Source organism: Ruegeria sp. BC6 (genome assembly GCF_056539185.1).
Genome location: NZ_JBQFUM010000005.1, coordinates 69,129 through 82,484, shown reverse-complemented (window position 1 = coordinate 82,484; position 13,356 = coordinate 69,129). Strand labels below are relative to the sequence as shown.

The following is a 13,356-nucleotide window of genomic DNA, read 5'->3' as shown; positions in this document are numbered from 1 at the left end:
CCCGAGGATGGTCGAACGCCCGATATCAGTAAAACGCTGAATTGTGCGCCCCGTGTTCACGGAAGATGATTGATCCGGCCGGCCGACCAGGTTTTGCCGTCAAAGGCCAGTTCGGTCACCGAGAGGTTGTCGATGCGATGGGCAAAGGTCTGTTGCGCGTCCAGGTCAAGGGCGCGCTGTACCTGGGTTAGGATCACGCCAAAATGGGCCACGATGACCAGATCGGCGCCGGTATGCATACCGATCAACCCGTCGACCGCCGCGTCGACCCGCGCGCGGACCGCGTTCCAGCTTTCGCCGTTGGGCGGGCGCACGTCGCCGGGGCTGTCCCAATAGGCAAAGGCCAGTTCGGGGTCTTCGGCCTCGATCTCGGCGAATGCGCGCATCTCCCACGTGCCGAAATGGATCTCGCGCAGGTCGGGATGGTGCGGCAGCCGACGGCGCGTGCCTTGAATGGCCGTGGCCGTATCTGCGGCGCGCGACAGGTCCGACGAAATGACCAGCGCATCCCGCGGCAGGTGGTGATGCAGGCGCGCAATGGCCGCGTGGTCGCTCAGGTCGGCGGGAATATCGGACCAGCCCACCATCGCCTTGGCATGGGTCGGGCCGTGGCGGACAAGATGCAACCGGGTCACGGCAACTGGCCTTTCAAAACCTGCGGCAGCCCCGCGATGACCTGAACCACAAGGTCGGCTTGGGCGGCGAGGGCGATGTTCAACCGCCCCTGCGCCTCGCGAAATTTGCGGGCCAGCGCATTGTCGGGGACGATACCGTGCCCCACTTCGTTCGAGACGATCACGACCTGCGCGGGGCAGGTCCGTAGTGCGGCCAGAAGGGCGGCCTGTTCCTGCTCAAGATCGCTGTCCGAAAGCAAGTGATTGCTGAGCCACATCGTGGCGCAATCGATAAGACAGACCTGATCCCGGTTCAGCCTCGCCAGCGCCGGGCGCAGGTCCATCGGGGCTTCGATCGTGACCCAGCCGTCGCCTCTTTGGTCCACATGGCGCCTGATTTTTAGGCGCATCTCATTATCAAACACTTGTGATGTTGCCAGGTAGATGCGGGTTTTTCCTGTTGAAACAACGAGTTGCTCGGCAAATGCAGATTTTCCCGATGCCGCGCCACCCAGGACAAAGGTTAAATCAGGATGCATTTTTTACTACCTTTACAGTGATCCACCCGGTGCGCCCTTGCGTATCGACCATACGTCGGCAAGGCAAGACCGGCGGCGCCTACGACAGATGGGAGAGCTGCATGGCACTGGATAACCCGAACGACTTCTCGATGTCCCGGCAGGCTATGAAAGCCGAATTGCTGGATGCGGAAACCGAATTGCGCCTGGCTTATGCTTGGCGAGACGAGCGCGACGAACAGGCCCTTCACCGGTTGATAACGGCCTATATGCGTCTGGCCATTTCAATGGCGGCCAAGTTCAAACGCTATGGCGCGCCGATGAATGACCTGATCCAAGAGGCCGGGCTGGGCCTGATGAAGGCCGCCGACAAGTTCGACCCGGATCGCGGGGTCCGCTTTTCGACCTATGCGGTGTGGTGGATCAAGGCCAGCATTCAGGATTACGTGATGCGCAACTGGTCGATGGTACGGACCGGTTCGACATCGTCCCAGAAATCTCTGTTCTTCAACATGCGGCGCGTGCAGGCCCGGCTGGAGCGCGAAGCTGCGACCGATGGCGTCGAATTGGACCGCCATCAGCTGCACCAGATGATTGCGGCCGAGATCGGTGTACCGCTGCGCGATGTGGAAATGATGCACGGCCGGTTGGCCGGCTCAGACTTTTCCCTGAACGCCGTTCAATCGGCTGACGAGGATGGTCGCGAGTGGATCGACGCGTTGGAGGATGATCGCGAGCAGGCTGCGGAAACTGTCGAGAACAGCCACGATACCCGCCAATTGCGGGAATGGTTGATCACGGCGATGCAAGCGCTCAACGATCGGGAACGGTTCATCGTGCGTGAGCGTAAGCTGCGTGAGCCGGCGCGCACATTGGAAAGCCTGGGTCAGGAACTGGGTTTGTCCAAGGAACGCGTGCGGCAGCTTGAGGCAGCGGCGTTCGTGAAGATGCGCAAGAACCTTGAAGCTCAATCGCGCGAGGTGCAACACTTCTTCGCATGAGACATCTTGCGATTCTGACGGCGGCCGTGCTGTCGCTAACACTTTTGACCCGGCCAGTTCTGGCCGGGGATCTTATTCCCGACGATATATTGGCACAGATGAGGGACGCCGATGTCGTGATCCTTGGCGAAGTTCACGACAACCCACTGCATCACCTGGTCCAGACCGAAGCGATTGCGGACATCGATCCGTCTGCAATGGTCTGGGAAATGGTAACCGAGGAAGGGGCTCAGAGACTGGCGCAGACTGCCGCCTCGAACCCCGAGGAGCTGTCACGGATCCTGAGATGGGCAGAAACGGGATGGCCGCCGCTCAGCATGTATTACCCTGTTTTCCAAGCATCAGAGGCTCCGGTATACGGAGCGATGGTGCCACGCGCGGCTGCGCGGGCTGCGATGGAACGCGGTGCCGCAACGACCCTGGGCGCGGATGCGGCGCGATATGGGTTGAACATTCCGTTGGAGCCCGAGGATCAGGCGGCGCGCGAGGCCGAGCAATTGGCAGCGCATTGCAACGCACTTCCGGCCGAGGCCTTGCCGCAACTGGTGGCGATCCAGCGTCTGCGCGATGCTGTTCTGACCCGGGCCATTCTTCGTGCAATTGATGAAACCGGCGGTCCGGTGGCGGTGATTACCGGAAACGGGCACGCGCGCAAGGATCAGGGCATTCCGACCTTTCTGTCACGCCTGCGTCCGGGCCTGAAGGTCTTTGTTCTCGGGCAGGCCGAAGACGGTGTCGTGAACGGTGAATTTGACGCGGTGATTGACAGCCCCGCGGCCGAACGCGAAGACCCCTGCAAGGCCTTCGAGTCCCAGAATTAAGCGCTGGAACTCGGGACATGGGTTGCATAGTGTCGAGGCCGAGTACGACCGGGAAGGGCTGAACATGCTGGCATCCAAACGGATCCTCCTGATCCTTGGCGGTGGGATCGCGGCCTACAAATCGCTGGATCTGATCCGAAGGTTGAAGGAGCGCGGGGCGGCGGTGACCCCGGTCCTGACCCGCGCTGCCGAGGAATTCGTGACCCCCTTGTCCGTGTCTGCTCTGGCCGGTGAAAAAGCCTATCGTGATCTGTTCGACCTGACGGACGAGGCCGAGATGGGACATATCCAACTGTCACGTTCGGCTGATCTGATCGTCGTGGCCCCGGCGACTGCGGATTTGATGGGAAAGATGGCCGGGGGTCTGGCCAATGATCTGGCATCGACCCTGTTGATGGCCACGGATACCCCTGTTTTATGTGCGCCGGCGATGAACGTGCGGATGTGGAACCATCCGGCAACGCGCCGGAACCACAAGCAGCTGATCGCGGACGGCGTCCGGTTTGTCGGACCCAACGACGGTGACATGGCTTGTGGCGAGTTCGGTCCCGGCCGCATGTCGGAACCTCTCGAGATCGTGGCGGCGGTCGAGTCTGCCTTGTCGGATGGCCCACTGAAGGGAAAGCGGATTCTCGTGACGTCGGGGCCGACGCATGAGCCGATTGATCCGGTTCGGTACATTGCAAACCGATCCTCGGGGGCGCAGGGGACGGCGATTGCGAACGCTTTGGCGGCCCTGGGGGCCGAAGTCGTTTTTGTAACCGGCCCCGCGGATGTGCCACCACCCCAAGGCGTCCAGGTTGTGCAGGTTGAGACTGCGCAACAAATGTCGGATGCGGTGGACGCGGCTCTGCCGGTGGATGCGGGCGTGTTTGCCGCAGCCGTGGCCGATTGGCGGGTAGACGGAGCATCAGACCGCAAGTTGAAGAAAAGCCGCGATGGAATGCCTGCCCTGCAATTTGCCGAAAACCCGGACATCCTCAAACGGATTTCGCATCTGGAGACCGGCCGACCCAGCTTGGTCGTGGGTTTCGCCGCCGAGACGGATGATGTGATCGCCCACGCAACCGCCAAGCGGGCGCGCAAAGGGTGCGATTGGATCCTGGCCAATGATGTCAGTCCGATGACCGGCATCATGGGTGGGGCCGAAAATGCGGTGATACTGATTTCGGATGCGGGTGCCGAGGAGTGGCCGCGCATGGGCAAGGACGCAGTGGCCGTGCGGCTGGCGGAAAAGATCGCAACCGCGCTGGCGGGGTAATGCGGTTGTTTGACAGAAGATGAAGGTTGGGATGCGCTGATGGTGGCAATCCGGGTGATCCGAGAAGACGGGGCCGATCCGGCCATTGCATTGCCGTCCTATGAAACGGCCGGGGCAGCCGGCGCGGATGTGCGGGCCAACCTGCCTGATCGAGGGTCGATCACCCTTCAACCCGGTGAGCGCGCCTTGGTCCCAACCGGCCTGCGGGTAGAGATTCCGGATGGATATGAGATCCAGGTGCGTCCGCGCTCGGGACTTGCGTTGAAACACGGGATCACGCTGCCGAACGCACCGGGCACGATCGACAGCGACTATCGCGGTCCCTTGGGGGTGATCGTGCTGAATGCGAGTCAGGAAGCCTTTGAAATCGGACATGGCGACAGAATTGCGCAGCTTGTCGTGGCCCCGGTGATCCAGGCGCGGTTCGAGATGGCGGACAGCCTGCAGGAGTCGCAGCGCGGTTCCGGTGGGTTCGGATCCACGGGGCGCGCCTGATGGTTCTGGTACTGGCGCTGGCAGCGGGTCTTTGGGGGCTTGGCTACCTCGCTGGTGCCTCGCGTACTGCCCGTTGGGTGTCGGTTTTGGTTTTGCTGGCAGGGGTGGTTCTGTCTCATCTGGTTTTGCCCGACGGGAACCCACTGCGCGAGGCCACAGGCGGCTCGGCCGCGATGTGGCTGATCCTGGGTGGTTTCGTTCTGCTGGCCATGGGTTATGGCGCTGTGGTGAAAGCCCTGAGGCGCCGGGCCAACCCACCGTCGGATATTCGACCGAACAGACCACCTGACCAGTTCAGCGAAGCCGAACTGGAGCGCTATGCCCGTCACATCGTCCTGCGCGAGCTTGGTGGACCCGGGCAGAAACGGATGAAGACCGCTCGTGTATTGGTGATCGGGGCAGGTGGGTTGGGCGCACCGGCGCTGCAGTACCTTGCAGCCGCCGGCGTGGGCACGATTGGCGTCATTGACGATGACGTCGTCGAGAATGCCAATCTTCAGCGGCAGGTCATCCATCGGGATGCCGATATCGGAATGCCCAAAGTCTTTTCTGCGCAGCAAGCAATGGAGGCGCAGAACCCCAATGTCATCGTTCGCCCCTATCGCCGCCGCCTCACGGGCGACATCGCGGCCGACCTGTTCGCGGATTATGACCTGATCCTCGATGGCACCGACAATTTCGAAACCCGGTATCTGGCCAACCGCACCGCGGTGGCTTTGGGCAAGCCCCTGATCTCAGGCGCGCTGTCCCAATGGGAAGGCCAACTGAGCGTGTTTGACCCCGCCAACAACGGCCCTTGCTACCAATGTATTTTTCCCGAAGCGCCTGCGCCGGGGCTTGCGCCTTCCTGTGCCGAGGCCGGGGTGGTCGGGCCACTGCCGGGCGTGGTGGGGGCGATGATGGCGGTTGAGGCGGTCAAGGTAGTCACGGGTGCAGGTCAGGCCTTGCGTGGCGAGATGCTGATCTATGACGCGCTTTATGGCGAAAGCCGCAAGATCACCCTGTCCCGGCGGGACGATTGCCCGGTTTGCGGGCAATCCGTTTGATCGCGGCCACTGGACGATCTTGCCCTGCATTCCTAGCTTGACGCTTGAAGGAGACCCCAATGACCAATCCGATCCTGTCCGACTGGACGACCCCGTTTGAAATCGCGCCCTTTGCCGAAATCTCGGATGACGATTTTGCCCCGGCACTGGAAGCTGCTCTGCAGGCCCATGCCGACGAGATCGACACCATCGCGACGAATACCCAGCCCGCGAGTTTTGCCAACACGATCGAAGCGCTGGAAGCGGCGGGCGAGGCCTTGAACAAGGTCCTGTCGGTTTTCTTCACGGTCGCTGGCGCTGACAGCAACCCGGAGCGCGAAGCGTTGCAACGGGAGTTTTCGCCCAAGCTTGCAGCCCATTTCGCCGCGATTTCCTCGAACAAGGCGCTGTTCCAGCGTGTGGACGACCTTTGGACGAAACGAGATACGCTGGAGCTGACCGAGGAACAGGATCGGGTTTTGATGCTCACCCATCGCGGGTTCGTCCGCTCGGGTGCGGCGCTGCACGGTGCGGAAGATGCCCGGATGCAGGAGATCAAGGCGCGTCTGGCGTCATTGGGCACCGCGTTCACGCAAAACCTGCTGGCGGACGAGCGTGGCTGGTTCATGGAGCTGACTGAAGATGACCTGGCGGGACTGCCGGGTTTCGTTGTCGATGCGGCACACGCGGCCGGTCGGGAAAAAGGGGCCAAGGGGCCGGTTGTCACGCTGTCGCGGTCTCTGATCGTGCCGTTCCTGCAGTTCTCGCCACGTCGCGACTTGCGCGAAAAGGCTTACCGCGCCTGGGCGTCACGCGGGGCAAACGGAGGCGAGACCGACAACCGAGCGATTGCCGCCGAAATCCTTCAGCTACGCGAGGAACGGGCCAAGTTGCTGGGTTATGATAGCTTTGCGGCCTTCAAGCTCGAGACCGAGATGGCCCGAACCCCCGAACGGGTACGCGACTTGCTGATGCAGGTCTGGGCAACCGCCAAGGCCCGGGCCGAGGCCGACGCGGAGATCCTGACGCGAATGATGCAGGAGGATGGCGTCAACGGTCCGCTCGAACCCTGGGACTGGCGGTACTATGCCGCAAAACGGCGCAAGGCCGAGCATGATCTGGATGAGGCAGAACTCAAACCCTATCTGCAGCTGGAGCGCATGATCGAAGCCGCCTTTACCTGCGCCAACCGCTTGTTCGGGTTGGAGTTCGCGCCGTTGGACGTTCCGCTGTACCATCCGGATTGTCGAGCTTGGGAGGTGACCCGGCGTGGCAAACACGTTGCCGTGTTCATCGGAGACTATTTTGCGCGTGGATCGAAACGGTCGGGTGCGTGGTGCAGCGCGATGCGCGCGCAGGCCAAGTTTCCCAAGGTCCAGACGCCAATCGTCATCAATGTTTGCAATTTCGCCAAGGGCGATCCGGCGCTGCTGTCATATGACGACGCACGGACCCTGTTTCATGAATTCGGGCACGCACTGCACCAGATGCTGTCGGATGTGACCTATGACAGCATCTCGGGGACCAGCGTTGCGCGGGATTTCGTGGAACTGCCCAGCCAACTGTATGAGCATTGGCTGGAAGTACCGGAGGTTCTGGCCGAGTTTGCAACTCATGCCGAAACCGGAACTCCGATGCCACCGCAATTGCTGGACAAAGTTCTGGGTGCCGCCAATTTCGATCAGGGTTTTCAGACGGTCGAATACGTCGCCTCGGCGCTGGTCGACCTGGCCTTTCACGACGGTCCGGCCCCGGCGGACCCCATGGCGAAGCAGGCTGAGGTTCTGGCCGAGATCGGGATGCCGCATGCCATCGGTATGCGCCACGCGACGCCGCATTTCGCTCATGTATTTGCGGGTGATGGTTACAGCTCGGGTTACTACAGCTACATGTGGTCCGAAGTGATGGATGCTGACGCATTTGCTGCCTTCGAAGAGGCAGGAGGCGCGTTTGATCCTGAGCGGGCGCAGGCTCTGGAGGACAACATTCTGTCCAAAGGAGGCTCGAAGGAGGCCGAGGATCTGTATCTGGCGTTCCGGGGCCGGTTGCCGGGTGTCGAAGCCCTGCTGAAAGGTCGGGGACTGGTGGACGCGTAGCGGTCGAATAGCGCCCGGCAAGACGGGGGCGGTGGCCCCCGATGGCCTTAGTACCCGAGTGCGCGGTCGACGAGATGCAGCAGCGGCCGTCCGGATTCGCTGCGTTGGATGTTTTCGCAGATCACCTGCGCAGCCGTTTCGGGCCGGGTTTCCGACGCGATATGCGGCGTGACGGTTACATTTGGATGCGCCCAGTACGGATGATCGGAGGGCAGCGGCTCGGTGCGGAACACATCCAGCGTGGCATGCCCAACTTGGCCGGTGTTCAGCGCCTGCAACAGCGCTTCGTCGTCAATCAGTGGGCCTCGGCCGGGGTTCAGAATTCGCGCACCTTTTGGCAGAAGTGCCAGAGTGTCCGCGTTCAGAGTGTTCTCCGTGGCTGCCGTTTCAGGCAGCAGCAGGACGAGTATCTCGGCCTGGCTCAGGGCGACGCGCAGCCCGTCCGGTCCGTGCAGGCACGTGACACCAGACAGTTCCTTGGCCGAACGGCTCCACCCTGTCACGTTGAAGTTCAACGCGGCCAGCGCCTGTGCCGCAGCCCGGCCCAGGGCGCCAAGTCCCAGAACGCAGACCGATCGCTGCGTGGCAAGCGGAGGCGGATCCGGGGCCCAAACCCCATCCTGGACCGTTATGTGTCGATCGATGCCCAGATGGTAGCGCAGAACGTGCCCCACGACCCATTCGGTCATGCCCTGGGTGAGACCGTGATCGACCATCCGGGCCAACGGCACGGTCAGCGTGTCGTTCGAGGCTATCTTCTCGACACCGGCCCATAGGCTGAGCACGGCCTTTGCGCGCGTGTAGGACGTGAAATCAAGCAGCCCGCCATTGGGTGCATAGACGATGTAATCCACCTGATCGGGCGGCAGGTCGGTGGCGATAGTGGCTTTGATCCCCGCATCGGCCAGCCCGATGTTCAGCAAGGGCTCGTAAACCGGCCAAAGTGTCGGGCGGGCGGAAAACAGGACGTTCACGGACATGGTCGGCCTTTCGGATCAACGAGGACGGTGAATATGCGCGCTCTGCACGATGCCGAAGGCGGCCATCAGAACCAACATGGCCGAGCCCCCATAGCTGACCATCGGCAACGGAACACCGACCACCGGCGCCAGCCCCATGACCATCGACATGTTGACGGCGAAGAACAGAAAGAAGTTCAGCGAAATGCCCAGTGTCACCAATGATGAGTACCTGTCCTTGGTCGACAGCGCCGTGACGAGGCAGAAGATCAGGATCAGTCCGTAAAGCAGCAACAAGGTTGTGCCCCCGACAAAGCCGAACTCTTCGGCCAGTGTCGTGAAGATGAAGTCGGTGTGCTTTTCGGGCAGGAAGTTCAGGCGTGACTGGGTGCCTTGCATGAAGCCTCGACCGTTCCAGCCGCCGGAGCCCAGGGCAATCTTGGACTGGGTGATGTGATACCCCGCGCCCAACGGATCGGTCGAGGGGTCAAGGAATGTGTCGATGCGCCGGAATTGATAATCCTTGAGCAACTGCCAATCGGTGCCACGGCTTTTGAACACCGTTGAAACCAAGCCGACACCCGCCGCGATGACCGCTGCGAAATAGGCCCAATGCACGCCCGCCAGAAACATCAGGCCTCCTCCGGCCGCCAACAGCAGGATTGCAGTTCCCAGGTCAGGCTGACGCAGCACCATGAAGGTCGGGATCAGGATCAGGACAACCGGGATCAAGACCCAAACCGGGCGCGAGGTTTTGTAGGAGGGAAGCCAATCGTAGTAGGCCGCCAGCAACATGACCAAAGTCACCTTTGCCAGTTCGGAGGGCTGCAGGCGCATGAACCCCAGGTCGATCCAGCGTTGCGCGCCCATGCCGATGGTGCCGAACAGTTCGACGAACAGCAGAAGCCCCAAAGATACAAGATAGGCGACGACGGACATGTTGCGCCAGAACCAGATCGGAACCAATGCGACGATGAACATGACTGTCAGGCCCAGGCCAAACCGTTCCATCTGTGGTTCCGCCCACGGCGACCACGAGCCGCCGGCCACCGAATACAGCATCAGAAAACCGGCACTTGCGACGCTGATCAGCAAAAGCGTCAGCGGCCAGTTCATGTACAGAACCTTGCGGATCCCCGTCGGCGTGGTCTTGACCGCATATTCAAGATAGCTCATGCGCGGTCCTTTTCGTCAGGGCGCGCTTTCGGGCGGCGATCACCTTCCAGACGTTTCTGCTGTTCCTTGATGCGGTCGCGGTCGGCCACGGGATATGCTTCCAGCGGCGGGGTGCCGTTGTACAGCGCCTGCAGCATCACGTCCCGGGCCACGGGGGCTGCAGCCTTCGAACCGCCGCCGCCATGTTCGACCACGACGGCCACCGCATATTTCGGATTGTCGTAAGGGGCAAAGCTGACATACAGCGCGTGGTCCCGCCGTTCCCAGGGCAGGTCTTCGTTGCGGATGACCCCGGCGGCCCTTTCGGCCTTGGTGATGTTGCGCACCTGGCTGGTGCCCGTCTTACCGGCCATGCGGAATTCGTCTGCGATGATCCGGCTGCGATAAGCGGTGCCGCGACGGTCGTTCGAGACCTTGTACATCGCGTTGCGTACCTGTTCCAAGTTGGCCGGATTGACGTCCAGCGGCTCGCCCGCGCCCGAAGGCTGTTCGACCCCGTCGACACTGCGGATCAGACGCGGCGTCACCGATCGGCCGGTCGCGATGCGCGCGGTCATGACGGCCAGTTGCATCGGCGAGGCCAACATGAAGCCCTGCCCAATCGAGGCATTTGCCGTGTCGCCGACCAGCCAGTCCTGTCCGTGGGTGGTCTGCTTCCATTCCTGGTTCGGCGCCAGGCCAGCCGCCACGGCAGACATCGGCAGGTCGTGTTTGATGCCGAGGCCGAACTTGCGCGCCATGTCCGAAATCTTGTCGATCCCGACCCGCAGGGCGACGTCGTAATAGTAGACGTCGCAGCTGCGCTTCAACGAGGTCTCCAGATCGACCATCCCGTGTCCGCCGCGCTTCCAGCAGTGGAATCGACGGCTGCCCACCTTCAGGTAGCCGGGACAATAGACGGTGTTGCCCGGACCGACGACGCCGGCCTCGAGCGCGGCCAGCGCGGTGATCATCTTGAAGGTCGAACCGGGCGGGTAAGTGCCCTGAACCGTCTTGTTGGCCAGCGGGCGGTGGTTGTCCTGGGTCAGAGCCTGGTAATCCGCGACCGAGATCCCGCGCACGAACAGGTTGGGGTCGAAGCTGGGGGTCGAGCTGATGGCCCGCAGATCGCCCGTCTCACAGTCGATCACGACCACGGCGGCGCTTTCTCCGGCCAGCCGGGCCTGTGCGTATTCCTGCAGGTCGGCGTCGATGGTCAATTGCAGGTCGGCGCCGGGCTTGCCCTCGCGGCGGTCAAGTTCCCGCATCACCCGACCGGTCGCGTTGACCTCGACGCGCTTGGCGCCCGCCTTGCCGCGCAGCAGGTCTTCCTTCTTGGCCTCAAGCCCGACCTTGCCGATCTGAAAGCGCGGGATCATCAGAACCGGCTCGGGGTCTTCCATCTTGCTCAGGTCATAGTCGCTGACAGGTCCGACATACCCGACCACATGGGCGAAATCCTCGTAGCGGGGATATTGGCGGGTCAGTCCGACTTCGGGCGTGACGCCGGGAAGGGCGGGGGCATTGATCGCCACCTTCGAGATATCTTCCCAGGTGACCTGGTCGGCCAGCGTAACCGGCAGAAACGGCGCTGTACGTTTCATCTCGGCTTTGGCCCGCTCGATCTCGTCTTCGTTCAGCGGAATCAGTTGTGACAGTTTGGCAATGACCTTGTCGACGTCGCCCGCATCCTCGCGCACGATCACGATGCGGTAGGACGGCGCATTCTGCCCGATGATCTGACCATTGCGGTCATAAATGCGCCCTCGGGTTGGCGGAATGAGCCGGATGTTGATGCGGTTTTCTTCGGCCAACAGGCGATATTGGTCGGCCTGATCGACCTGCATGTAACGCATGCGGGCCGCCAGGCCGCCGACGAATGCGAATTGCATGCCACCCAGCACCAGCGCGCGCCGGGTCAGCCTTTTGTATGCGGCACCTTGTGTTTTGGGTGTGCGTTTCATGAGCGTGTTCCCACAGTGGCAACATCTACCGCAGATGGCCTGCGGACGCCAAATATGGTTTGGCTGAATGCAACGACAAGCGGGTAGGCGAGGACCGTGAAGACCACTTGGACAAATACCGGGCCAATGCTGGCCTGACTGACGGACAGCAGCGCCAGAACTGTCCGGTTGAAGGCAAAGATTGCCGCGATGACGACGCCCACCGTCGTCCACTCGCCCACGAATCCGACGTCGCGCATTCCGGGGCCTGCCGATCGCAGATAGGCAGAACCGATGACGACGGATGCCGCCAGCAGTCCCGGCGGCCGTTGCAGCAACAGGTCGGCCATCAGCATGACCGCAGCTATGCTGAGTGTCGGTACATATTCCGGCCGCCTGAGGACCCATGCAAAGGTCAGGCAGATCAGGAAGTCAGGAAAGGGCAGACGACCCGGTTGCGTGTTCAGAGGCAACAGGTGAAAGAACATCACCGTCAGAGCGAGGAACAGGTACAGGCCCCGCACCAGCCATAGACGTGACGCAGCGCTATCCATCGGCGGCCTCCTCGGTCGGGAGAAGAGCCTCGGGGCGCGGAGGTCCGACGATGCCGCCCGGGTCTCGGATCGGGGCGGCCGAGTGGTAGCGCAGGACGCGCAGGAATTCCAAACGCTCGAAATCCGCGGACAGTCGGACGCGCAGACGCCCCCCTGGATCGGCGGCGATCTGGCCGATCAGAAGGCCCGCAGGAAATACGCCGCCGTCGCCTGAGGTCACCACACGGTCGCCGGGTCGCACCAGTTCACGGCTTTCAAGAAACTCGACGGCTGGGGCAGGGGTATTGTCACCGGTAATCAGCGCGGTCTGGCCCGAGGGCTGGATCGTGGCGGGAATCGCGCTCGAGGCGTCGGTCAACAGGATGACCCGCGCGGTATCCGGGCCAACGCCAGAAATCCGGCCCACCAGCCCGATGCCGTCCATTGCGGCCCAGCCGTCGACGATCCCGTCACGCTCGCCGACGTTCAGCAAGACAGATTGCCGAAATGGCGACCCGCTGTCGGCCATGACGACCCCGGTAATATAAGTCAGACGCGGATCCAGTCGAACGTTGTTCAGGTCCAGAAGCCGCGCGTTTTCCTGCTCCAGCTGCAGGGCCGCCTCTTTCCAGGCGCGCATGCGGCGCAGTTCACTGCGCAGTTCCTGGTTCTGCTCGCTCAGCCTTTGGTAGCTTTGGAAATCCCGTACGAGGTTAATCGCGGCCGTGACCGGAACCATCGCCCATTCCATCGAGGGCACAACGGCATCCACCACTTGGGCCCGGAACCTTTCGACCCGCGGGCTGTCGATGCGCCAAATCAGGAATATGCCCAGCAGGCACAGAACAACGATCCCCATGAACAAGCGGCGCAAGGGGGTGGTGTAGTTGTCGCGCTGTGCTCGGTCTTTTGCCACAGGACTCCTTCCCGTGCTG

13 protein-coding genes are annotated in these 13,356 nt (G+C 62.1%); 6 read left to right on the top strand and 7 right to left on the bottom strand.

Annotation, left to right across the window (positions count from 1 at the left end):
- Positions 1 to 56: 56 nt before the first annotated feature.
- Together ACR0MM_RS14865 and cobU are read right to left on the bottom strand one after the other, a co-directional pair.
- On the bottom strand, positions 57 to 635 hold the full coding sequence (locus ACR0MM_RS14865; protein ID WP_480697057.1) for a histidine phosphatase family protein: 579 nt from the start codon (positions 633 to 635) through the stop codon (positions 57 to 59).
- Positions 632 to 1,153, bottom strand: coding sequence for a bifunctional adenosylcobinamide kinase/adenosylcobinamide-phosphate guanylyltransferase (gene cobU, locus ACR0MM_RS14860; RefSeq protein ID WP_480697055.1), 522 nt, complete (start codon positions 1,151 to 1,153; stop codon positions 632 to 634). The genes ACR0MM_RS14865 and cobU overlap by 4 nt, the downstream gene beginning before the upstream one ends.
- A gap of 101 nt (positions 1,154 to 1,254) precedes the next feature.
- Here cobU and ACR0MM_RS14855 point away from each other — a divergent pair, with 101 nt between their 5' ends.
- The 6 genes from ACR0MM_RS14855 to ACR0MM_RS14830 all read left to right on the top strand — a co-directional run bounded on the left by ACR0MM_RS14855 (position 1,255) and on the right by ACR0MM_RS14830 (position 7,831).
- Positions 1,255 to 2,133: an RNA polymerase factor sigma-32 gene (locus ACR0MM_RS14855; RefSeq protein ID WP_093963433.1), complete on the top strand. Its 879-nt coding sequence runs from the start codon at positions 1,255 to 1,257 to the stop codon at positions 2,131 to 2,133.
- Complete coding sequence (locus ACR0MM_RS14850; RefSeq protein WP_170540624.1) at positions 2,130 to 2,954, top strand: ChaN family lipoprotein; 825 nt, start codon at positions 2,130 to 2,132, stop codon at positions 2,952 to 2,954. Before ACR0MM_RS14855 ends, ACR0MM_RS14850 begins: the two co-directional genes overlap by 4 nt.
- Before the next feature lie 64 nt (positions 2,955 to 3,018).
- Entirely contained in the window at positions 3,019 to 4,215 is a 1,197-nt protein-coding gene (gene coaBC / locus ACR0MM_RS14845; RefSeq protein ID WP_170541381.1) for a bifunctional phosphopantothenoylcysteine decarboxylase/phosphopantothenate--cysteine ligase CoaBC, read from the top strand.
- Between the two features lie 39 nt (positions 4,216 to 4,254).
- On the top strand, positions 4,255 to 4,710 hold the full coding sequence (gene dut / locus ACR0MM_RS14840) for a dUTP diphosphatase (protein ID WP_480697053.1): 456 nt from the start codon (positions 4,255 to 4,257) through the stop codon (positions 4,708 to 4,710).
- Positions 4,710 to 5,756 (top strand): HesA/MoeB/ThiF family protein, encoded by a 1,047-nt coding sequence (locus tag ACR0MM_RS14835; protein WP_480697051.1) that lies wholly within the window; start codon positions 4,710 to 4,712, stop codon positions 5,754 to 5,756. The genes dut and ACR0MM_RS14835 overlap by 1 nt, the downstream gene beginning before the upstream one ends.
- A 59-nt stretch (positions 5,757 to 5,815) precedes the next feature.
- Positions 5,816 to 7,831: a M3 family metallopeptidase gene (locus ACR0MM_RS14830; protein WP_480697049.1), complete on the top strand. Its 2,016-nt coding sequence runs from the start codon at positions 5,816 to 5,818 to the stop codon at positions 7,829 to 7,831.
- Between the two features lie 47 nt (positions 7,832 to 7,878).
- Here ACR0MM_RS14830 and ACR0MM_RS14825 read toward each other — a convergent pair whose 3' ends face one another.
- Genes ACR0MM_RS14825 through mreC form a run of 5 tightly spaced genes read right to left on the bottom strand, consistent with a single transcriptional unit; the run spans position 7,879 to position 13,337 of the window.
- Positions 7,879 to 8,811, bottom strand: coding sequence for a 2-hydroxyacid dehydrogenase (locus ACR0MM_RS14825; protein WP_480697047.1), 933 nt, complete (start codon positions 8,809 to 8,811; stop codon positions 7,879 to 7,881).
- A gap of 15 nt (positions 8,812 to 8,826) precedes the next feature.
- The gene (rodA, locus tag ACR0MM_RS14820; RefSeq protein WP_170372184.1) at positions 8,827 to 9,966 is read right to left on the bottom strand and encodes a rod shape-determining protein RodA; all 1,140 of its coding nucleotides are present in this window, start codon (positions 9,964 to 9,966) and stop codon (positions 8,827 to 8,829) included.
- Positions 9,963 to 11,909 (bottom strand): penicillin-binding protein 2, encoded by a 1,947-nt coding sequence (gene mrdA / locus ACR0MM_RS14815; protein WP_480697045.1) that lies wholly within the window; start codon positions 11,907 to 11,909, stop codon positions 9,963 to 9,965. The genes rodA and mrdA overlap by 4 nt, the downstream gene beginning before the upstream one ends.
- Positions 11,906 to 12,442: a rod shape-determining protein MreD gene (locus ACR0MM_RS14810; RefSeq protein WP_480697043.1), complete on the bottom strand. Its 537-nt coding sequence runs from the start codon at positions 12,440 to 12,442 to the stop codon at positions 11,906 to 11,908. Before ACR0MM_RS14810 ends, mrdA begins: the two co-directional genes overlap by 4 nt.
- Positions 12,435 to 13,337 carry a rod shape-determining protein MreC gene (gene mreC, locus ACR0MM_RS14805; protein ID WP_480697041.1) on the bottom strand — a complete coding sequence of 301 codons (903 nt, stop codon included), beginning with the start codon at positions 13,335 to 13,337 and terminating at the stop codon, positions 12,435 to 12,437. The genes ACR0MM_RS14810 and mreC overlap by 8 nt, the downstream gene beginning before the upstream one ends.
- Between the last annotated feature and the right edge of the window lie 19 nt (positions 13,338 to 13,356).